The organism is Kordiimonas sp. UBA4487 (genome assembly GCF_002389025.1).
In the GTDB taxonomy this organism is placed as follows: Bacteria; Pseudomonadota; Alphaproteobacteria; order Sphingomonadales; family Kordiimonadaceae; genus Kordiimonas; species Kordiimonas lacus.
Genome location: NZ_DGNR01000012.1, coordinates 162,618 through 183,392, shown reverse-complemented (window position 1 = coordinate 183,392; position 20,775 = coordinate 162,618). Strand labels below are relative to the sequence as shown.

Below are 20,775 nucleotides of genomic sequence, written 5' to 3'. Positions count from 1 at the left end.
CAGACACTTCAGGCAGATCGAATGAAACAAGTAACTGACGCTGCTCTTGTTTCAGCCAAAACGGACAGGAAATCACTTCCTGATTGTAGAGATTATGGCATCAAGATTTGAAAGGGGGTCACTTTGAGTCAGTTCGCCAAACCAGCAGAAATGATACAAAAGCTATTCGGCAGCTTTTTCGAGACAACCGAGACTCTGACCCGTAACGCGCATCACCGTAAGCCACGCAAGGTGGTGGACACCTCTCCTGAACAGAATTTCGAGGACGCCATCAAAAACCTGGCCCAACAGCGTGAGCTGGTGGTCGCAGGGAATCTGCATGTCCTCAACACTGCAAAGATCAAGGTAAAAGTCGGCGAAAAGTGGCCCCGGTTGAAATCCACGATCCAGATGAACGTGGAAAAAATCATCCAGGACCACCTGGGCCCAAATGACGAAATGTTCAACTACAAGGACCTGAACTACGTCATCGCCTTCGACGAACTGGATGAACAGGAAGCCTCAAAAAAACTGGCCCATATCTCCAAGCTGATTATCCAGCGCATCTTCGGGACCGACGCCCTTCTTGAAGGGTTCGAGCTCGAATCGACTGCCGCGGCTATTGAGTCTGAACAGCTTACGGGTAGCGGCGGTAACGTCTCGAACCTCCTGGGGTCCATCGAGTCGCTTGCCACGCCGACCCGCCACAACATGCAAACCATCAAGGCCGAAGGCTTTGAGGCAGAAGCACCCGGCACGCCTGACGAGACCGCCATGATGGACCAGATCCAGGCGCTTCTGGACAAGATCGCCCAGTCTGTCGGCGAATTGGGGCAAACAGGCGACATGAAAGATTTCGAAGCCGTCCTGGAATCACTGCAGGATCAACTGAACTACGCCTTTTTCACCTCTCAGGAATATCTCGAGAAAATCAACACCGGCCAGTTCCAACTGTCCCCTGAAAGCCAGGCGCAGCAGTTCCTTGAATCGCTGCAGCAGATGTCTGCCCAACTTAATGGCCAGCTACACCAGGTGCAGGAAGACATGAAAGACACCAGCGCGGAGATCACCACGCTGAAAAATGGTGCCTGCATCAAGGAAAGCATGATTGCCAACGCCAATATCGTTGACCTTGATCCAGACGAAGTGGAAATGTTCCCCAGCCACCCTGAACTGCTGTCCGAATTCGGGGAAGATGCAAGCTTTCAATATTTCCCTGTATGGGATGTGAAGCTGAATGTGGTGAACACCTATCGCTGCAGTGTCGCGCTGACCGTGGGCGGTGTAACGCGAGAGCTCAGAACAATGCTGCCGGCCAATTGCCCAAACTATATGTATGAGCGACTGGATATCATCACCGCCCAGAAGGCGCTTCTGGACATCAAGGAAGCGGCCGCGTCCGACATTGTCTGTACGTTCGGCATCACCATTCGTCATTCCATCTTGCAGAACCCCAAAACACGCTCCGTGCTGGGGGATATGTTCAGACGCCTTAGTAATGCCGAACGCCAGCTGCTGATTATCGAAATCACAGACGTGGCCGACAATACCTGGGCATCCCGCATCCTGGAAAATGTTGGGTACCTGAAACCCTTCTGTCGCGCCATCCTTGTGCGCCTGCCTCGCCAGTTCCAGGGCCACTCAGACCTTAAGGCCGGCGGTGTTTACGCCATCGGCTATCACCTGCCAGACCTTGCCGGAACGGAAGCCAGCAAGTTCCAGGAGCTGGACAGGTTGGTGATTCAGGCAGAACGCTCGGGCATGGTCACTTTCGTCAGCGGGGTGGACCACACAAGCCTGGCGGCCAGCGCCGTCGGTTCAGGCGTGCGCTATATCGGCGGCACTGCAATCGGCACACCGCTTGATTTCCCCTGGGGAATTTTACCGTTCGAGCTTGGAAGCATATACAGCCGGCGCATGTCCAGCTAACGCGGCCTTACTGTGCCATACAGCGTTCGATTGCCTGCATCACCTCGGTACGGGTCACCGGCTTATAGAGTACTTCATGCGCGCCAATTGATTTGGCGATTTCCAGAAAATCTGTGTTGCCCACACGGCCGCCCCCAGACATGGCAATGATCCGCAAGTCAGGTTGATGCTGGCGCAGCTTCTGGATCACCTCGATACCTTCCACCTCCGGCATGATGATATCAGTGATCACCAAATCAAACCGGCGGCTTGACGCAATATTGAGGCCCTCGCGGCCATTGCTGCAAACGGCGACAAAATGACCTTCCCGCTCAAGCACCTTCGACAAGGCCTTGCGAATAGTTGGATCATCTTCAATCAGACAAATATTCAGGGTCATAAAACGCCTCTTTATCGCCGCCAACTTGCGCGCACTCAATTAATAAGGGCAAACTATCACCTCGTCAGCAACTAATATATATTAAAAGGCGACCAAACCGCTGATTTCAGGGCGTGATTTTCATCGACGCCCCAAAGGGCAGGCTTATAGTCTGTATGGGTCCAGACATCTGGACCGCAGACAGAGGACAGAATCATGCCGACGCCAATCACTGCCGATACCGGGACTGTCACCACCATCGTCCAGCACCATGTCAAGCTGGGCTCAGAGAAACTGTTCGAGGCATGGTCCGCCGACATTCGCGCCGCGTGCCGCACCTTCCCGGGCTATCTGGGAACGGAGGTCATCCGGCCGGAAGACGAAGAAGGCATATTCATCAGCATTTTTCGATTTGACAGCTATGGCAATCTGGAAGCCTGGATGAAATCGGATTTACGGCAGGCGCTTCTTAAAGATGCAGAGGCTTTTTGCGCCGCCCCGCCGCGCATCAGCCGCTACCGCAGCCTGGAGTTCATGTTCCCACCGGGCGATGGGGGCAAACCGCCGTCACGGGAAAAGATGGCAGTCGTCACGTTCCTGGGCCTGATCGCGCCGGTCTATTTGGTCCCGGGGTTCGTGGAGGCCTACATCACTACCCAACCGCTGCTGGCCACGCTGGCATCGCTCGCGATCATCACGCCCTCAATGGTCTATATCATCATGCCTATCCTCATCCGCCTGTTCAGGCCGTGGCTGAGGAAGTGACGCCCTATGCCACCTTGCCGTGCCCGCGGTGCAGATAGTCTTCCGACTGCATTTCCATCAGGCGTGAGACCGTGCGTTCGAACTCGAAATGGCCGTCGCCCGCTTCATAAAGGTCAGCGGGCGGGACGGCAGCAGAGCACAGGAATTTCACGCCGTGCTCATAGAGCGCGTCGATGAAGGTCACAAACCGCTTGGCTTCATTTCGGTTTTCCGGCCCCATCTGCGGGATCGCCACCATGATCACCGTATGGTAGGCCCGCGCGATCGCCAGATAGTCGGCTGAGCCGAGCGCGTTGGCGCACAGCCGCTTGAAGCTGAACACCGCCACGCCGCGCGCGGCCTTGGGCACGAAAAGCTTGCGACCCTGAACGGTCAGTTCGTCAGACGGCACCTTGTCGCGGTTCTCAACATCGCGGTCGGTCAGGCGAAAGAAGGCTTCTGACAGCTTGGCTGTCGATACCTCATCAATGGGTGTGTAATAAGTATCCACACCTTTAAGGCGGTCATAGCGATAGTCGGTGGGGCCATCCAGCGGCACCACCTCGAACTGGCTTTTGATCATCTCGATAAACGGCAGGAACAGCTGCCTGTTGAGCCCGCCTTTGTAGAGGTCGTCGGGCACCCGGTTGGATGTGGCCACAATCACCACACCGCGCTCCAGTAGCTCCTTATAGAGCCGCCCCAGCACCATGGCATCGGCAATGTCTGTCACCTGCATTTCATCAAAACACAGCAGCGTTGCTTCCATGGCGATCTGGCGGGCCACCGGGGGGATCGGGTCATCGCCCACCACCCGGCCACCGCGTGCGGCGCGTTCCTTGGCTGACATACCGCGCCATTCCTTGAGCCGCGCATGAATATCCAGCATGAACTCGTGGAAGTGCACGCGCTTTTTGGCTTTCACCGGCGCCAGTTCATAGAAAAGGTCCATCAGCATGGACTTGCCGCGCCCCACGCCGCCATAGACATACAGCCCCTTCGGCACACCCTTTTCATTATTGCCCCACTTGAACAGGGTGGAGAGCCGCCAGCTTTTGATCGACAGGCTGCGGGATTTCGTCGCCACTTCCGGGTAATCCAGCAGATCCTGGTAAAGCCGGTCGAAATGCTTCAGCACCCGCAGTTGATCATCGTCTGCGCGTACTTCGCCCTCGCTTTCCAGGCGGCGGTAAGCTTCAAGCGGGGTCTCGGTTGTGGCCACAAAAGTCTCCAGCCCGTGGATGGTGTTCCTTTCTCCCTAGCATGGCAGGGAAATTCCTCAAGCCAAAATACCAATCCAGCCGCTTGCCGCTTTTATGGCTTTGCTCGTGAGGCTACCCAAACAGGGCTTTCGCTTGACCTTGGCCGACTTCGCCTTATTCAACAGGGTACAGGCGCGCAGCCCAAAAAGGGCGCCGCAGCTGAACAACCCGTTTCGACACCGCAACTGTTAGGACCGATTAATGCCCACACCGCCCCGTATCATCCCCATGCCCGGCGTGAAAAACTTCCGCGACATGGGCGGCTACAAAGTGGCCGACGGGCGCACCATGCGCTGGGACAAACTGTATCGGTCTGGCCACTGGGCCGAGTTCACCGGAACCCCAGAGACCGGGGCCCCCGCATATGGCATCACCACCGTGATCGATTTCCGCTCTGACGTGGAGAAAAAGCGCCACCCAGTGGGTTGGCCGGATGGCTGGGCACCGGCCTATCACGCCACCCCCATTGGCGGCAATGCAGCCGCCTGGGTGCAGGACCTCTATGAGCGCCTGTCCACCAGCCCGTTCCCGGCGAAGGAACTGCGGGATCAGTTCATCCTGGCGTTCGAGACCATCCCGGTCGCCAACGCGGACGGCCTGAAGCGGTTTTTCGATATCATTCTTGAAGGCAAGCCCGATGATAGAGTGCTGTTTCACTGCACCGCTGGCAAGGACCGCACGGGCATCGCGGGTGCCCTGCTGATGCGGGCCCTTGGCGCGTCGGAGCCTGATATTACAGCAGACTTTTTGATGACAAACGATGCCGTAGACCTCCCGGCCACCAGCGCCATGATTGCGGAGCGCCTGTCTGAAAAGGCGGGGCGTGCGATCGCACCCGATGACGTTCATCCGCTTGTGGGTGTTGAGCCCGCGTTCCTGGACGCCGCCTATGCCAGCATTGAGCGGGCTACCGGGTCAGTGGATGCCTATCTTGAAGACACGCTTGGCCTGACACCTATGCGTCAAGCCCGGCTAAGGGACCTGTTTCTTGAAGGGTGAGCCGCTTTCGGCCGCCACTTCCCGGATAATCTCCTTGATGCGACCACTTTCTCTCAGGCGCGCGATTGCGGCGTTGATCTGAGGCAGCAAATGCACAACGTTCTTGTGCGCCCTCACACTCAATCCGACCTCGACCCGCACTGGCCCTTGTTCAAATAGGGTGGAATTGGCGCCAATCCGCACGTCATAATCCAATGCACCTAGGATCGCCGCATCCGCGCGCCCTGCAGCCAACAGACGTAACGTATCGTCGATATCCTGGCCTGGCACCCGAATACCAAAGCTTTCCTGATCGTGAAAATCGAATCCCTGAACAGCAGCGACCCTGAGTTTTCCGCGGTCCTCTGCTGTTGCAACCGGGAAGGTCTCGCCTTTTCGGAATACCCAGATCTCACGCGAGGTGTAGAATACATCACTCCAGCTTTGGACGGCGACCTCCTCGTCCCGCGTGCGCCAGATCGGCGCGGCACAGCAATCCAGCAAGATGCGCCCACTTGCAAACATGCGGCGTTTACGGGCCTGGGGCGCGTTCACAAACACCGCTTTGACCCCGGTTTCAGCCAGAATTTCGCGCCACATGCGCTGCGTACCCATGGTATCGCTGCGGCCCACCATTAAAACGCCGACATATTCGCCCCGACCGGCCTTTTCCGCGTCAGTCTCCTTCAGGATATCCGCAACGCGCCCCTTGGTCCTGAGCGTCGCAATTGCTTCATTAAGGGCAGGCAGAAGGTCCGCACGCGACTTGTGAACCCGCACGCGAAGGTCTGCGACCGTATGCACTGGGCCAAGCTCAAGGGGTCTTGGCTTCAACCGCAGGCGGCGCTCATAGTCCTGCCTGTTGACGATGGCGATGTCCGCCTCGCCTGAGGCGACATGGTCCAGTACCTCCTCGATATCGTGAACTTCAATCACCGTCCCGAACTGGGCCTTCAGGTCATAGACAAAGCCCTTCACCTTGACGAACCGCAGCTTGGCCGCGTTTTCAACAGGGTCGACCGCGTGACCGCGCCGGAAAACATAATGTTCGGCAGACTGGAAAAAGACATCCGAAAACAGCTGTGTTGCCTGTTCCGCCGGCCGCTGCCGCCACTCGGGAATCGCGCAGCAATCCAGAACGATGTCGCCCTTGATAAACATTTCACGCTTGCGCTCATGGGGCGCACTGATGATTTCCGCCTCGAGCCCGGCTTCGGTCAGGATGGCAGACCAGACCCTGTCGAATTCGATCGAGTCGCTTTGGCCAGCCTTCACTTCCTCATTGGCGAAAGATGGCAGGCCCACGGCGCTGACCAGGCAAAAGGCCATAAAAAAGCGCCACATCCTTGTTGTCAGACACCTCCTGGCTCCTTGAGCACATGCAGAACTGATCACCACCGCATCTCCTTCGCCCCTAGTTTCCAGACCGCAACCGCGCGCCGGTCAGCGTCGCGATCCGCCCGGATGACTGCAGGCGTTTGATCGCCTCGTTGATTTGCGCCAACAGGTCCGGGCGGCTTTGATGCACCCGCGCCCGCAGCACCAATTCATTATGCTCCGGTCCTAACTGGAGTGGACGGCGCTTGAGCTTCTGTAATCGCCTGAACTCCTGGCTGTTGACAATCGTCAGGTCCGCCTCGCCGCTTGCTACAGCGTCCATCACCTGTTCAATCGTCGCTAATACCACCGTGCGCCCGAACAAATCGTCGCCCTGATAACTGAAGCCGCGCACAACCGCGACCTTGAAGGCTCTCAGATCTGTGGGGTCAGGCAAATCATATTTACGGCCGTCCTGCAGCACCAGGTGATCTACTGTATAAAACACCGGCCGGCTCCACAGCTGAACAGCGATTTCTTCTTCGCTATCGCGCCACTGCTTGATCGAGCAACAGTCAAGCACCAGTTCCCCGGTTACGAAACGGCGGCGCCGGTCTTCATGACCCGGAACTTCAACCAGCTCCACCGGGATCGCGGATTCCTCCAAGATAGCGTGCCATACATCACGGAACACGCTGGCTTCCAAGCGACTGGCACGGATCGGTTCACCTTCTGCCTGGACCGGCGCTGCCCCATATAGGTCACCCCAAAGGACCAGCGCGCACCAAACGGCGCTGTGAAGCATGCGCCGGAAATTCATTCGCCGCGCTCCTTTAGAAGCAACAGCATATTCAACCGGCCGTCTGCTTTCATGGCGGCGATGGCAGCATTCAGGCGCGGCAGCAAGTCGGGCCGGGAGACATGCACACTTGCAAGCAGCGCCCCCTCGGCGCTGACGCCGCCAAGCTCAAGTAGCTGCGGATTGGTGGCTTGTTCTATACGAAACTGAAGGCCTGTGATGATGCCAATATCGGCACGGTTCTTTACCACCAGGTTGAGGACATCCGTATGGTCGCGGCCATCCAGACGAACACCGAAATAGTCCTGCCAGCGATAGTCAAAGCCCCGGATACCAGCCACCCTGAAGGGGCGCAGGTCTTCCCCTGTTTCAATTGGCACCACTTCGCCCTTGCGGAACACATAGTGCGCCCTGGCATAGTAGATGGGGTCGGAGAACAGGTGAGTCATCTGTTCTTCGGGGGTGTCCCGATAAATTTTGGGGTGGCAGCAATCCAGTGTCAGATACCCCTCTACAAAAGACCGGCGCTTACGCTTGGGTGGCAGATTAACATAAACAACATCGATGCCTGCCTCTGCCACAATGGCTTCCCACACAGGGGCCAGCCCGCTTGTATTCGTACGCCCTGCGCGCACCGGCTCGTCGTCACAAAATGCAGCGCAAGTCATCGTGACCAGCATTATCCCAGCAGTGATTGCAATGGCGCCTTTCAACGAATGCCCCTGATTACCTTTTCCTCTTGGACCCATAGTGCACCACAAGTCCTTGCCCAAAAGTGAAGATTTTATCGACTTGATCGAAAACCGTCACCCCGCAACCTATCCTGGCTACCTCTCGGGCCCCGACACGCCCATTCAGCGGTCGCAGACATCCTGGCGGGGCACGGACGCGTTGGTTGCCAGATGCAGCAATCGCTTCAATCTGCCGACCAGCCGGGAGGGCCGCTGTATGCGCCGACCAGCCACCTTAACTGTAGGCCTAACCTCAAACGGCTCAAGGTTTTCAAGACGGCTGTTCCAGTCGTCATCACCTGCCTTCTTGAGCGCCCCATCCAGGCCCAGAAGATCATCGGCAATTTCCAGCATACGGCGCTGCGGCACAATACGCGGACTTGCCTCAAGCATGGCAGCCAAATGCTGCGCCGGGCTTTTGTCGGGCTCGAGTGCACAGGCTGTGATAATCGCGGCAGCGGCAGACCGTGTCATGCCGGACGCACAGTGGATGAAAAGCCGGGCGTCCGCCGGCAGCGAATAGACAAAATCAAGCAGCGTCGAAATATGCTTCGGGTTCACCCGTTTGTTGCTTTCGATATCCAAGAGCAGGATGTTTTCGGCAGGAAGGCGCCAGAACTTCAAGGCGCCCATGGCGGTCGGCCCAATGCGCACGGCATGTGTCGCACCGAACCTGGCCGCCATACGCGCGGCCCCGATCTTGGATCCAATTCTGATTAGCATATGTCTCTCTAGCCAGCTGAAGTCCCCACATTTCTGCTTAGCAGAACAGTCAGGATAGCAGGTGCGAGCGTGCCAATATAGATGAAAGTGGCTCAATTCCGCCTTCTCATGAAAAACGGGCCCCACAAGGTGAGGCCCGTTCCCGGTTATTTGGGTGTCTGCGCGCAACTGTTATTTGGCGCCGCGCAACACTGGGTACACCTTCTTCTCGTTCGGGGTATCGTCCTGCCCCGGCTGGTTGCCGTCATTGGTGCTGTTGTACCAATATTCGTAGGAGAACAAGCCATCTTCGCGGGTCACCAGCGATTGCATATAGTTGTTGATGCCCTGCGACAGCTGCAGGCTATAATCCAGCGAAATGGCCTCGCCCGCGTTGAACGGCGTGGTGCATTTCACGTTGCGGAACCACATCATCCAGTCATCCGGCGCTTCTGTGCCCACCGGCGGCACAGACACCTGCGGTTCATTCAGAAACGGCATAATCGCCGAGATCGTTGGATACTGCGATGTGGAATGACACGACATACAGCTTGAATTCGGGTTGTCCACCGGCCCGTTCAGGCGCCCGCCCCAACCAAGGTGGCTTGCGGGAAGTTCCGGCTTGCCGTCGACCATGCGCTGGTTGATCACCGTTTCCTTCAGCACCGGGTTGATGATGGTTTTGGTGGGTGTCGGGTTGTTGGAGCTTTCGCGATACTCTGGGTCATTGCCCCACATGAGGCCAACAGGGATCATATTGTCCCACTTGTTGTCGTTCCCAAGCGTGCCATTATAGATGAAGGTACCAAACACCCAGCCACCGGTATCGTCCGCGCGGGGGTCACGCACCATGATATCCATCTGGATCAGATTGACCGTGGTGACCGACTGGCATTCCGGCAGGTTTTCGCCGCACTGCTTGCCCGTGCTGCCTGGAATGTCCGTATTATAGATGTAGCCTTTCCAACTGATGGGATCGACCAGATACGGCACTTCATCGGCGTCCAGCGTGGTGAACAGCACCTTGCCCACAATTGTGCCAACCGGAAACCCCTTGCCGGCCTTCATGTAAGAGAGGTCAGGATAGGCGGGTGTCGGCCACACCTGCCCGATAGTGTAACCGCCTGGCTCATTATAGAAACCAACGGCATAGGCAAAGCTGGGGGTTACCTGCTCGGGCGCCAGCATCTGCTTGAGGATCGGTCCCTCTTTTGTCAGGCCATGAAAACCTTCGCGGCCATTCACCCCGTAATGCTGCCAGGGGATATGATACCAGTTGCGCACCTTGTTATCTTCAAGGTTGAAGCTGTTCTCAATGTCATCCGCATGGGCATTGCCTTCGAATACATAGTCCCGCACGGCCATGGCGTATGAGTACCAGTCTTCCTTGAAATCGATTTTCAGGATTTTCTGGACCGCCTTGTCCTTCTTCATATTCGGCTCTTTGCGCGGATAATCCTGGCTCAGGCGGAATACCCGGCCGTCATATTCACCGGGGGCGAGCATGCGCCCGAAATCCGGAAACTGTTGCCCCAGCTTGCTTGGGATATTCAATCCCTCATACCGTTCCGCGACCTTGCTGTGATCGTCCGCAACGGTGGTACCACCAGTTGGCGCCAACAGCGCCAGCGCGCCGATGCCCAGCCCCAAGCCTTTCCTGAAATATCGCATCATGCTCCCCTTTCCAAAGTTGTCCAATACAACCTATATAAATGATAAACACAATTCCTGGTATTGATTTATCTCGAAAAACGCCATCATATGGTTGTAAATGTCATTTTGAGGAGACAGACCATGGCCACCACCCGTCACGCCAAGACCGGTTCCGAGCCCACGTTATCCCTGCCTGACCTGCCAGCTGTGCCCTGGTCAAAATTTGGTGGCGAAGCCCCCAAACAACTCTCATGCGAGGCAGGCACGCTGCCGGCGGCCGATGTGGTGATCCTCACATGGGCGGAAGCCGAATGGGCCGCCCTAGAGCAGGTGTTTGTGGAAAGCAGCACTCCCATGCCCTACAGCGCCCGCAATACCAGCAAGTGGGACGGTTGGTACCGGTATGACTGGGACATGCCGTCAGGCAAGTGGCCGCAATATTGGGATTACTGGGGCGAATACCGCTTGGTGGAAGTGCGCGGCAAGAAAGTGCTGCTATTCAAATCAAACACCCACCTGGACTGGCCGGGCCAGAGCTATCTGGAGCAGATGACCAGCCAACTGCTGGACGCTACAGGCGCGTCGCTGCTGCTGTCCATCGGCACGGCTGGCGGCGCCGAGCTTCATGACCATGAAGGCACAGTGCGTGTGGTCTCGAGCGGCCAGCTTTATGACACCGACTATCCAACCGCCCCCTCCAAATGGGCCACCTATTACTGTGACTGGACAGCGGACGACAGCTTCCTCGCGAAGGCCGACTTCACGCAAAGCCTGTTCCCCATTCCGACCACAAAGAGTGACCTCGAAAGCCTGGCCAGTGCTTTTGAGGACGGCAAATACGACCTGAGCACACTGGACGCCAATGGCCTGTGCTTTGGTGACGATACGGTGAAGGTGTATGACATGACACCCAACAAGCAGCCGCTTGTGACCACCGCCACATTTGTCGTGGCGACAGACGCCAAAAACTCGCCGTTTGCCGACAAGGCCGTGGTGGAGATGGACGACGCTGTGCTTGGCAAGGTGTGCCATGAGAAAGGCATCGAGTTCGGGTTCGTGAGGAACGTGTCTGACCCCGTTCAGAACGCAGACCTGCCAGTGAGTGTGCAGGGCGACTGGGGCGGCGTGATCTATCGCACGTATGGGCTATACACCAGCTATAACGGCGCACTGGTGGCCTGGGCCGTGATCTGAACCAATAGTAAACCGGGGCATTGCCCCGGTTGCACCGCTAGGGTTTCGGAGCAAACAGATCGAACATCTGCTGGCATGTTAGTTCGCGGGTCTTCTCACTAAAACTGTAAAAGTCTGGTTTGTCATCAATGCAGACCTGGGCGATCATGGTGAAGCCGGTCATGTCATCAACCAGCCCTGCCGCGACCCCGGTGCTGCCGTTTTCCTTGATGCGGTAGAAAAGGTTGGAGCCGCATTCGCGGCAAAACCCACGCTCTCCCCATTCGGAAGAGCTATAGACCTTGATATGCTCCTCGCCTTCAAAACAGACACTGGTCCCGCACTCGATTTCCATGAAGGGACCGCTGCCCCACCGGCGACACATGCCGCAGTGGCATACACCGAAGTGTTTTGAAGCCGTTTGTGCCTTGAAGCTCACTGCACCGCACAGGCATTGGCCCGAAATATCAACTGGATCTGTCATCTTGTACCCCCATCAAAATCGGTGCTGACAGCATACAATAAAAAAGGCCGGGGAAAACCCGGCCTTTAGATATATCGGTTTCGCGATTTCTAGCCTTTGCGCTCGACCATCATTTTCTTGATCTCTGCAATCGCTTTCGCCGGGTTCAACCCTTTCGGACAGGCATTTGCACAGTTCATGATGGTGTGGCAGCGATAAAGCCGGAACGGGTCCTCGAGGTGATCGAGGCGGTCGCCGGTGGCTTCATCGCGGCTGTCGATCAGCCAGCGGTAGGCCTGCAGAAGGATCGCTGGGCCCAAATACTTGTCGCCGTTCCACCAATAACTTGGGCAGGATGTGGAGCAACAAGCACACAGGATACATTCATAGAGGCCATCGAGCTTGGCGCGGTCTTCATGAGACTGCAGGCGCTCTTTCTCTGGCGTCGTCGACTGCGTCTGCATCCACGGCTTGATCGACGCATATTGCGCATAGAAATTGGAAAGGTCTGGTACCAGATCCTTCACCACTTCCTGGTGCGGCAGCGGCGTGATCGCCACATCGCCCTTGGCATCGTCAATTGCAGTGGTACAGGCCAGGCCGTTCTTGCCGTTGATGTTCATGGCGCAGGAGCCACAAACGCCTTCACGGCAGGACCGGCGGAAGGTGACCGTGCTGTCCATCTCGTTCTTGATCTTGATCAGAGCGTCGAGGACCATCGGGCCGCAGTTGTCCATGTCCACTTCGAATGTGTCCATGCGCGGGTTTTCACCGTCATCCGGGTTCCAGCGGTACACGTGGAATGCCCGGGTGTTGGATGCCCCATCCGCCTTGACGGTTTTACCCTTGCCAACGCGGGAGTTTTTGGGAAGTGAAAATTCAGCCATTTGTCGTCTCCCTTCCCTTAATAAACCCGAGCTTTAGGTTTGATATATTCGACTTCCTTGGTCAGCGTGTACTCATGTACAGGGCGTTCGCCCAGCGTGACCTTCTTGCCGTCAAACCAACCCACGGTGTGTTTCATCCAGTTATTGTCGTCCCGGTCCGGATAGTCCTCATGCATGTGGGCACCGCGGCTTTCTTTCCGCGCTGCAGCACCGTGCATGGTCAGGACTGCCTGGCCGATCAGGTTCTGAAGCTCGAGCGTCTCGATGAGGTCACTGTTCCACACGAGCGAACGGTCGTTGGTCTTCAGGTCGTCGAAGCCCGACGCGACATCGTCGATCAGTTTCACGCCTTCGGCCAGGACTTCCTCTGTCCGGAATACCGCACAGTTGTTCTGCATGGTCTTCTGCATCTTCAGGCGCATATCCGCCGTAGATGTTGAACCGTTGGCGTGACGGGCAGCGTCAAGACGGCCAATGGCCATCTCTTCATAGCCCTTCGGCAGCGGCGCCTGAGTGGCACCCGCCTTGCTGGTTTCAGCAATCCGGTGCGCCGTCGCGCGGCCAAATACCACAAGGTCAATAAGCGAGTTGGACCCAAGGCGGTTCGCACCGTGAACGGATACGCACGCGGCCTCACCCACCGCAAACAGACCTGGCACAACGGCGTCAGGGTCTTTCTTCGTCGGGTTGATCACTTCACCATGATAGTTGGTCGGAATACCGCCCATGTTGTAGTGCACGGTTGGAATGATCGGAATTGGTTCCTTGGTCACGTCAACGCCGGCGAATACCTTCGCGGATTCGGAAATACCCGGCAGACGTTCCGCCAGGATTGCCGGATCAAGGTGATCCAGGTGCAGGAACATATGGTCGCCTTCCGGGCCAACGCCGCGGCCTTCACGGATCTCGTTCGAGATGGAGCGCGATACCACGTCGCGGGACGCCAGGTCCTTCGCGGATGGCGCATAGCGTTCCATGAAACGCTCGCCTTCACTATTGATCAGGATACCACCTTCGCCGCGTGCGCCTTCAGTAATCAGAACGCCCGCGCCGTAAATGCCGGTTGGGTGGAACTGAACGAACTCAAGGTCCTGCAGGCCGATGCCTGCCCGAAGCGCCATGCCGCCGCCGTCACCGGTGCAGGTATGGGCGGATGTGCAGGAGAAGTAGGCCCGGCCGTAACCGCCCGTTGCCAGCACCACAGATTGGGACCGGAACGCGTGGATGGAGCCGTCTTCCATATTCATCGCAATCACGCCGCGACACTCACCCTTTTCCATGATCAGGTCGATGGCGAAATATTCGATATAGAAGTCGCTGTCATACTTCAGCGACTGCTGGTAAAGGCCGTGCAGCATGGCGTGACCTGTCCGGTCAGCGGCGGCGCAGGTGCGCTGTGCTGGCGGGCCTTCGCCGAATTCGGTGGTCATGCCGCCGAACGCGCGCTGGTAGATCTTGCCTTCTTCCGTCCGGCTGAACGGCACACCATAGTGCTCCAGCTCATAGACGGCAGCCGGTGCTTCACGCACCATATATTCAATCGCATCCTGGTCACCGAGCCAGTCGGAGCCCTTGACGGTGTCATACATGTGCCACTGCCAGCTGTCCGGCCCCATGTTGCCAAGGGATGCTGCGATACCGCCCTGCGCCGCAACAGTGTGCGAGCGGGTCGGGAATACCTTGGTGATACAGGCTGTCTTGAGGCCCGCTTCCGCGAGGCCCATGGTTGCGCGAAGGCCAGAGCCCCCGGCGCCAACAACAACGGCATCATAGGTATGTGTTATAATGGGATATGCGCCCGTCATGATTTATCCCCCAAACGCTATACGAAGAACGGAGAAGATGCTGAGCGCCGCAATGAGCACACAGGCGAAAGTGATCAGGACCATGGTCGCAATCTTGGTGCCCTTGTCGTGGACATAATCCTCGACAACCACCTGCAGCCCGAGGCGCATGTGGTATACGAAGTTTGCCACGAACAGGATCACCAGAACGGAGACCAGCGGCTGTTTCAGCCAGGCCACCCATTCAGCGTGTCCCTTGCCGGCGTTACCGACGAAAGAGACAACCATGAAGATCACCAGCGGAATGTTGGCCAGCGCGGTCATGCGCTGCACCATCCAGTGGTGCGTACCGTCCTTGGCAGAGCCCAGGCCGTGTACTTTGGCAAGTGGTGTTTTCATATCAGCCATGACTTACATCACCCCCATTACTTTGTAGGCCGCGACCCAGATCACGATTGTCATGACAATCGAGAACACAAAGGTCAGCCGCGCCGATGAGGTATTGGCCTTCAGCTCATAAAGCTTGCCGGCGTCCATGAACAGGTGGCGAATGCCGCCCGCCAGATGCTGCATCAGCGCGAAGGTGATGCCAAACAGGACGAGACGCCCGATGATGGAGCCTGCATAGCCCTGTACTTGATCGAAATAGTCGTGCCCTGTCGCCATAGCCACCAGCCACCAGGTAAGGAGGATAGAGCCAAAAGCAAGCGCCACACCGGTTGCCCGGTTGATAATGGACGCTGCCATGTGCCATCCCCAGCGGTACACCTGCAGGTGGGGAGAGAGCGGGCGTTTCACTTGCGCCATGAATAAATCCCCTGACATGTTTAATTCCGGCGGAATTAACTTTGTTAGCCTCGCACGTGCCGGATGCTGCACTGCGAAAGAATCAGGCATTGTTTTTAACGCCCCAGCCCCGGGTTTCGCAAGGAAGGAATTGGGAAATAAGGGACATTTTTCCTGTTTCACGCCAATATCTAGGGTGACTCGCCCCCACGTCCAGCGCTGTCATCACGATCGGCGCGAAGCTTGATTGTGAAAAACATGCCAAAGCAGGTTTCCCGCGCAAAGACTTGAAGAAGCCAGCATCGCTTGTTAACTTGTAGGTGTACCAAATACAACTTGATCACTTTTATTGGGGAAAAACGTGATTTCATCTTCAAGCCTGATCAGGGCATGGTTCGCCACAGCCATTACCTGTCTCGCCGCTGCCGGCATGTCCATGGTCTCTCCTGCGCTTGCCGAGGCACCGGCCGAAACACCCATAGAAGCCTTCGCCACGCTACCAGATTTCTCTGGCGCCAAACTATCGCCTGGTGGCGGGTCTGTGGCCTACAGCGTCCAATATGAAGGCCGAAAGGCTGTGATCTTTCAGAATCTGGATGGCTCGGAACGCGGCCTTATCCCGGCACCCGAAGATTCCGAAATATCAAGTTTCTATTGGGCGAACGACCGTGTCTTGCTGGTAAAGGTAGGCGCCCTTATGCGCCGGAGCGAGTTTCGCGACCAGACCTTCAACACCCGGATATTTTCCTTTGATCGGGAGACCAATAATTTCTTGTGGCTTGGCAAGCCGAAGCGACGCTTGAGGGCCACAAGGTCTGGGAACGAGCATGTCTCTCTCCATGAACGTATTGTCGACTTCCTATGGGAAGATCCGGACAATATCCTGATGGCGATGGATTTCGACCTCAACGGCGAAAGTGAAGTCTTCAGGGTCAACGTAAGGTCGGGTAGCAGAAGACCGGTCAGACGCGAGCGCAACAATATCCACAGCTGGCACACTGACCATAATTCGGAAATCCGGCTTGGCATCGGTTTCCGGTCTGATGAATGGTTCACCATCTACAAGACAGAGAAGGACGGCTGGATCAATCTGGACAAGACAGACTGGGGTAAGAAATATGATTTCGAAGGCTTCTCGCCAGACCCCCAGATCATCTATGTCAGTGGCCAGACAGACAGCGGCACCAAAGGTCTGTTTTCCATCGATGTCGAAACCGGCGAGATTATCGAAAAGCTCTTCTCACACCCTGAATATGACATTTCCAGTGTCACCGAACACCCGATCACTGGTCATGTATCAGGCGTGGCCTATGTCGACGATCACTACAGGATCACCTATTTCGACAAGGACCTGGCACTGATCAAACGTAGCATAAACAAAGCCCTGCCAGACACCGTCAACTATATTGCCGGCCAGGCAAAAGAGAAGCGCCTGTATCTAATCTACAGCGCCTCAGACACAGTTCCCGGTGCTTATTATCTGTTCGACCGCGACCAGGGCCAACTGCACTTTATCACCAGCGCTTATCCCAATATCGACGTCACGAAATCTGCAGTAACGCGCCGGGTCGATATTCCTGTTCGGGATGGCAGCACCATTCCCGCTTATCTGACAATTCCACACCACACCGACACGCCAAGGACTATGCCGACAGTGGTTCTTCCACATGGCGGGCCGCAAGCCCGTGACACCGCAGATTGGGACTATTGGGCTCAGTTCCTCGCAGACCGGGGCTATCTGGTCATCAAACCAAACTTCCGTGGCTCAACCGGCTTTGGGCCGGCTTTCCAGGAAGCCGGCGAAAACCAATGGGGAGGCCTGATGCAAGATGACGTCACAGACGCCACACACTGGATCGTCGAAAAAGGGTATGCCGACCCGAACCGTATCTGCATCGTGGGCGCATCTTATGGCGGCTACGCGTCACTTATGGGGGTAATCAAGGAGCCAGACCTGTATCAATGCGCCATTTCCGTAAACGGCGTAACTGACATTCCTTCCATGAAAGCCAATGACCGCAACTTTATAGGCGGCAAGGCCTGGGGCAAAAAATGGGGCCTGGAAGGCAAGAGAGACGAAGATATTTCGCCCTATGATCGCGCCGAAGAAATCAACACGCCCGTCCTGATCATGGCATCACGTGATGACCGTCGGGTCCCTTATGACCAATCGGCAAAACTGCATGATCGACTGGAAAAATTGGGCAAGGAAACCCGGTACGTGAAAATCGAAAGCGGTGACCATTACATGGTAACCGCAGCATCACGGGCAACCCTTCTATCTGAGACGGAAAAATTCCTGAAAGCGCATATCGGCAATGATTAAGTGTCTGATGGACGAAATTGGTGCCTCGGGCCGTTGCCGTCAACATAAAAGGCCGCTATAGCTAACCTTTGGTTTATCAACTGGTCTTTGGGGGACTTCATGAAAATCTCATTGCGCCGCCTGTTGGGTGGCTTGGCTGCGGCTCTGTTGCTGGCTGCCTCGACAGCAACCGTGCATGCACAACAAACTTCAGTGGCTGCAACTGCAGAAAAGTTTGCGCAGCTGCCGGCGTTTGATCAGCTTCAAATGTCGCCAAACGGCGCATTCATCGCCTACCTGACACCTTTTGAAGGTCGTAAAGTTCTGATGATACAGCACCGGCTTGGCGGTAGCCAGGTGGCTGTTCCCTTTCACAAGAACGCGGACATCGACTGGTTTCGCTGGGCTAGCAACGGTTTCCTGCTAATCGGGTACTCTCAGACACAGATCGACAGAAGCTATGTCCGGTCGAAGCGGGAAAAATACATGCTGGCCGCCATTCGCCGAGACGGTCAGAATTTCCAAGTTCTGAAACAGTCAGGATATGGCTACTACGATCTGTTGCCGGATGATCCGAACCACATATTGGCGCCCTATGGTGAAGACGTCGTGGAATTTGACCTGGCAACAGGCAACCATAAAGTGGTCCAGTACTCCCTGATGGATATATATGCCTGGCACCTCGACCAACAAAATGAGGCCCGATATGGCATCGCAGAAAAGGACGGCGAAACTGTACCCTACTATCGGATGCCTGATGGGGAATGGCAAAATGTCTCAAACCACGAATGGGCCAACAAAGGGTTTGGTATCCTGGGCTTCTTCGACGATCCCCAGTTTGCCTATGGCCGGGGCCCCAGCCAACATGGAACCCTAGGTCTATTCAAGGTTGATATACACTCCGGCAAGGTTTTGGAAGAGATCTATTCTCATCCAAAGGTGGATGTTGACGACCTCGTCGTGGCCCCGAACACGCGGCGTCCAATCGGCGTCTCATACACACTTGATCACAGTGAAATTTTCTATTGGGATGACTATTACAAAAAGTTTCATGCCTTCATTAATCGTGCGATTCCCGATAGAAACAATCTGATCGTGGGAAAAGCGCTCGATAAGAAAGCATATCTGATCCTGTCCAGAAGTGATCAAGAACCTGGCGTTTACTATCATTTTGATCTGGCCGAAAAGAAGCTCAGCCAAGTTACAGCAAAACACCCAGAACTTGATCCAACAACACTCGCAAAAATATCTTCCGTCAGCTTCACCGCACAGGATGGGCTGGAAATTCCCGGCTACCTTACGATACCTGTCGGTATGGAGGCCAAAAACCTGCCTATGGTCATCATGCCACACGGCGGTCCCCGTTCACGCAGTGACGCTTATTACAACTATATTGTGCAGGCAATAGCCGCCCGAGGATTTGCTGTTTTCCAACCAAATTTCCGAGGATCAACCGGCTATGGCCCGGCGTTTGAAGCGAAGGGTTACCATGAGTGGGGTGGGGTGATGCAGCGTGATGTTACGGATGCCACCCACTGGCTGATCAAGGAAGGAATCGCGGACAAAAACCGCATCTGTATCCTCGGCTTGTCATATGGCGGTTACTCCGCCCTTATTGGGGCCGCACAGAACCCGAACCTCTATGCTTGCGCTGTAAGCGGTAACGGTGTCGCCGATTTACCCTTCTTCATCGGCGACAAACAATACAAGTTTATCGGCGGCGAAGATCTGGAATGGGTCAAGGATATGCATCCGAAAGAAGGGGAGCCCGAGAGCGTATCACCAAAACATCTGGCAGATAAGTTTGAGACACCCGTTCTGCTGATCCATGCCAAAGATGATGCGCGCGTTCAGTTGAATCAATCAGACCGCATGTATGATGCTCTCAGGAGCCAAAAGAAAGACGTCAAGTTCGTCAAGATAGCCAAAGGGACCCACTGGCTCGTCAATCGCGAAGCACGGGAAACCTTCCTCGTGGAATCACTGACCTTCCTTGAAAAGCACCTGAACACGCGCGTCGCGGCCAACTAGGCCCGAGACGCAAATTATCCGGCGATGGCTTCGGCCATCGCCACCATGCGCCGAGCCTCTTCAAGGTGCAGTTCCTCGATCATCCTGCCGTCCAGAACGGCCACACCCTTGCCTTCAGCTTTTGCTTCATCAAAGGCGGCCAGCATACGGCGCGCGAGGATCAGCTCGTCTTCGCTTGGTGCAAAGGTGCTGTTGGCCACGTCCACTTGCGCGGGGTGGATCAGCGTCTTGCCGTCAAAGCCCAGTTCCTTTGCCTGCTGGCATTCGAACGCGAACCCCTCTGCGTCACGGAAATTACTGTAAACACTGTCAAGGATCGTCAGCCCGTTCGCCCGCGCATGCAACAGCGCCAGCCCGAGCGCCGTGATCACCGGCAGACGGTCCTTCGTGTGTTTGGCGCGCAGGTCTTTGGCCAGATCGTTCGTGCCCACCACCCAGGTGGTCAGCCGGTCGCTGGCCGCAGCAATCGCGCCTGCATTCAGGAAGCCTTTCGGCGTCTCGATCATGACCCAGATTTCCATGTCCGGATGGGCGCTGTGCCAGGTGATTTCTTCTTCCACCTTATGGATGGCCTCCGGGTCCTCTACCTTAGGAATAAGAACAGCAAAGGGATGGTTGGGCACCACGGCCTTCAGGTCATCGCGCCACCAGTCAGTATCCAGCCCATTGATACGCACCACCAGGTCGCGCCCACCATAGTCACCAGACGCGACAGCAGCTGCGGCCTGTGTGCGCGCCTCATCTTTGGCTTCCGGCGCCACAGCGTCTTCAAGGTCAAAGATCAGCCCATCAGCAGGCAAGCCTTTGGCCTTCTCAAGTGCACGGGCATTTGAAGCGGGCATGAAAAGCATGCTTCTGCGGGGGCGGGCTAAGGTCATTTCATGGTCTCCGGAT

At 56.2% G+C, this 20,775-nt stretch carries 19 protein-coding genes; 6 read left to right on the top strand and 13 right to left on the bottom strand.

All coding sequences use genetic code 11. The features are described 5' to 3' along the window. Nucleotides 1–123 precede the first annotated feature (123 nt). Nucleotides 124–1,908, top strand: a complete 1,785-nt coding sequence (locus tag B3Z17_RS10310) for a hypothetical protein (RefSeq protein ID WP_286829730.1) — start codon at nucleotides 124–126, stop codon at nucleotides 1,906–1,908. A 7-nt stretch (nucleotides 1,909–1,915) separates the two neighbouring features. On the opposite strand, the gene B3Z17_RS10305 is transcribed toward B3Z17_RS10310, so the two are convergent. Continuing rightward, nucleotides 1,916–2,287 carry a response regulator gene (locus tag B3Z17_RS10305; RefSeq protein WP_286829729.1) on the bottom strand — a complete coding sequence of 124 codons (372 nt, stop codon included), beginning with the start codon at nucleotides 2,285–2,287 and terminating at the stop codon, nucleotides 1,916–1,918. Nucleotides 2,288–2,482: 195 nt separating this feature from the next. On the opposite strand from B3Z17_RS10305, the gene B3Z17_RS10300 reads away from it, so the two are divergent. Further along, nucleotides 2,483–3,031 (top strand): antibiotic biosynthesis monooxygenase, encoded by a 549-nt coding sequence (locus B3Z17_RS10300; RefSeq protein ID WP_286829728.1) that lies wholly within the window; start codon nucleotides 2,483–2,485, stop codon nucleotides 3,029–3,031. 4 nt (nucleotides 3,032–3,035) lie between these two features. Here B3Z17_RS10300 and zapE read toward each other — a convergent pair whose 3' ends face one another. Beyond that, nucleotides 3,036–4,232, bottom strand: coding sequence for a cell division protein ZapE (zapE, locus tag B3Z17_RS10295; RefSeq protein ID WP_286829727.1), 1,197 nt, complete (start codon nucleotides 4,230–4,232; stop codon nucleotides 3,036–3,038). Between the two features lie 241 nt (nucleotides 4,233–4,473). On the opposite strand from zapE, the gene B3Z17_RS10290 reads away from it, so the two are divergent. After that, nucleotides 4,474–5,271 carry a tyrosine-protein phosphatase gene (locus B3Z17_RS10290; RefSeq protein ID WP_286829726.1) on the top strand — a complete coding sequence of 266 codons (798 nt, stop codon included), beginning with the start codon at nucleotides 4,474–4,476 and terminating at the stop codon, nucleotides 5,269–5,271. Here B3Z17_RS10290 and B3Z17_RS10285 read toward each other — a convergent pair. The 5 genes from B3Z17_RS10285 to B3Z17_RS10265 all read right to left on the bottom strand — a co-directional run bounded on the left by B3Z17_RS10285 (nucleotide 5,245) and on the right by B3Z17_RS10265 (nucleotide 10,473). Then, nucleotides 5,245–6,579 carry a substrate-binding periplasmic protein gene (locus B3Z17_RS10285; protein ID WP_286829725.1) on the bottom strand — a complete coding sequence of 445 codons (1,335 nt, stop codon included), beginning with the start codon at nucleotides 6,577–6,579 and terminating at the stop codon, nucleotides 5,245–5,247. The genes B3Z17_RS10290 and B3Z17_RS10285 overlap by 27 nt on opposite strands. Nucleotides 6,580–6,664: 85 nt before the next feature. After that, complete coding sequence (locus B3Z17_RS10280; protein WP_286829724.1) at nucleotides 6,665–7,387, bottom strand: substrate-binding periplasmic protein; 723 nt, start codon at nucleotides 7,385–7,387, stop codon at nucleotides 6,665–6,667. Further along, nucleotides 7,384–8,034 (bottom strand): substrate-binding periplasmic protein, encoded by a 651-nt coding sequence (locus B3Z17_RS10275; protein ID WP_286829723.1) that lies wholly within the window; start codon nucleotides 8,032–8,034, stop codon nucleotides 7,384–7,386. The genes B3Z17_RS10280 and B3Z17_RS10275 overlap by 4 nt, the downstream gene beginning before the upstream one ends. 186 nt (nucleotides 8,035–8,220) lie before the next feature. Next, the gene (locus tag B3Z17_RS10270) at nucleotides 8,221–8,820 is read right to left on the bottom strand and encodes a hypothetical protein (RefSeq protein WP_139167557.1); all 600 of its coding nucleotides are present in this window, start codon (nucleotides 8,818–8,820) and stop codon (nucleotides 8,221–8,223) included. A 171-nt stretch (nucleotides 8,821–8,991) separates the two neighbouring features. Beyond that, a complete protein-coding gene (locus B3Z17_RS10265; protein ID WP_286829722.1) occupies nucleotides 8,992–10,473 on the bottom strand; it encodes a hypothetical protein in 1,482 nt (493 codons plus the stop codon). Nucleotides 10,474–10,593: 120 nt separating this feature from the next. Here B3Z17_RS10265 and B3Z17_RS10260 point away from each other — a divergent pair, with 120 nt between their 5' ends. Continuing rightward, nucleotides 10,594–11,646 (top strand): hypothetical protein, encoded by a 1,053-nt coding sequence (locus B3Z17_RS10260; protein WP_286829721.1) that lies wholly within the window; start codon nucleotides 10,594–10,596, stop codon nucleotides 11,644–11,646. 37 nt (nucleotides 11,647–11,683) lie between these two features. Here B3Z17_RS10260 and B3Z17_RS10255 read toward each other — a convergent pair whose 3' ends face one another. From B3Z17_RS10255 to sdhC, 5 genes are all read right to left on the bottom strand, one after another. Further along, nucleotides 11,684–12,109: a GFA family protein gene (locus B3Z17_RS10255; RefSeq protein ID WP_286829720.1), complete on the bottom strand. Its 426-nt coding sequence runs from the start codon at nucleotides 12,107–12,109 to the stop codon at nucleotides 11,684–11,686. Nucleotides 12,110–12,198: 89 nt separating this feature from the next. Next, complete coding sequence (locus B3Z17_RS10250) at nucleotides 12,199–12,975, bottom strand: succinate dehydrogenase iron-sulfur subunit (RefSeq protein ID WP_068304369.1); 777 nt, start codon at nucleotides 12,973–12,975, stop codon at nucleotides 12,199–12,201. 17 nt (nucleotides 12,976–12,992) lie between these two features. Further along, nucleotides 12,993–14,780, bottom strand: a complete 1,788-nt coding sequence (sdhA, locus tag B3Z17_RS10245; RefSeq protein ID WP_286829719.1) for a succinate dehydrogenase flavoprotein subunit — start codon at nucleotides 14,778–14,780, stop codon at nucleotides 12,993–12,995. A 3-nt stretch (nucleotides 14,781–14,783) separates the two neighbouring features. Further along, on the bottom strand, nucleotides 14,784–15,167 hold the full coding sequence (gene sdhD / locus B3Z17_RS10240) for a succinate dehydrogenase, hydrophobic membrane anchor protein (RefSeq protein ID WP_286829718.1): 384 nt from the start codon (nucleotides 15,165–15,167) through the stop codon (nucleotides 14,784–14,786). A 3-nt stretch (nucleotides 15,168–15,170) separates the two neighbouring features. Further along, nucleotides 15,171–15,566 carry a succinate dehydrogenase, cytochrome b556 subunit gene (sdhC, locus tag B3Z17_RS10235; RefSeq protein ID WP_068304375.1) on the bottom strand — a complete coding sequence of 132 codons (396 nt, stop codon included), beginning with the start codon at nucleotides 15,564–15,566 and terminating at the stop codon, nucleotides 15,171–15,173. Between the two features lie 340 nt (nucleotides 15,567–15,906). Between sdhC and B3Z17_RS10230 the strand changes: the two genes are divergently transcribed. Beyond that, the gene (locus B3Z17_RS10230) at nucleotides 15,907–17,871 is read left to right on the top strand and encodes an alpha/beta hydrolase family protein (RefSeq protein ID WP_286829717.1); all 1,965 of its coding nucleotides are present in this window, start codon (nucleotides 15,907–15,909) and stop codon (nucleotides 17,869–17,871) included. Nucleotides 17,872–17,970: 99 nt separating this feature from the next. After that, nucleotides 17,971–19,881 (top strand): alpha/beta hydrolase family protein, encoded by a 1,911-nt coding sequence (locus tag B3Z17_RS10225; RefSeq protein WP_286829716.1) that lies wholly within the window; start codon nucleotides 17,971–17,973, stop codon nucleotides 19,879–19,881. Nucleotides 19,882–19,895: 14 nt separating this feature from the next. On the opposite strand, the gene B3Z17_RS10220 is transcribed toward B3Z17_RS10225, so the two are convergent. After that, nucleotides 19,896–20,759, bottom strand: coding sequence for an HpcH/HpaI aldolase/citrate lyase family protein (locus tag B3Z17_RS10220; RefSeq protein ID WP_286829715.1), 864 nt, complete (start codon nucleotides 20,757–20,759; stop codon nucleotides 19,896–19,898). Nucleotides 20,760–20,775 lie beyond the last annotated feature (16 nt).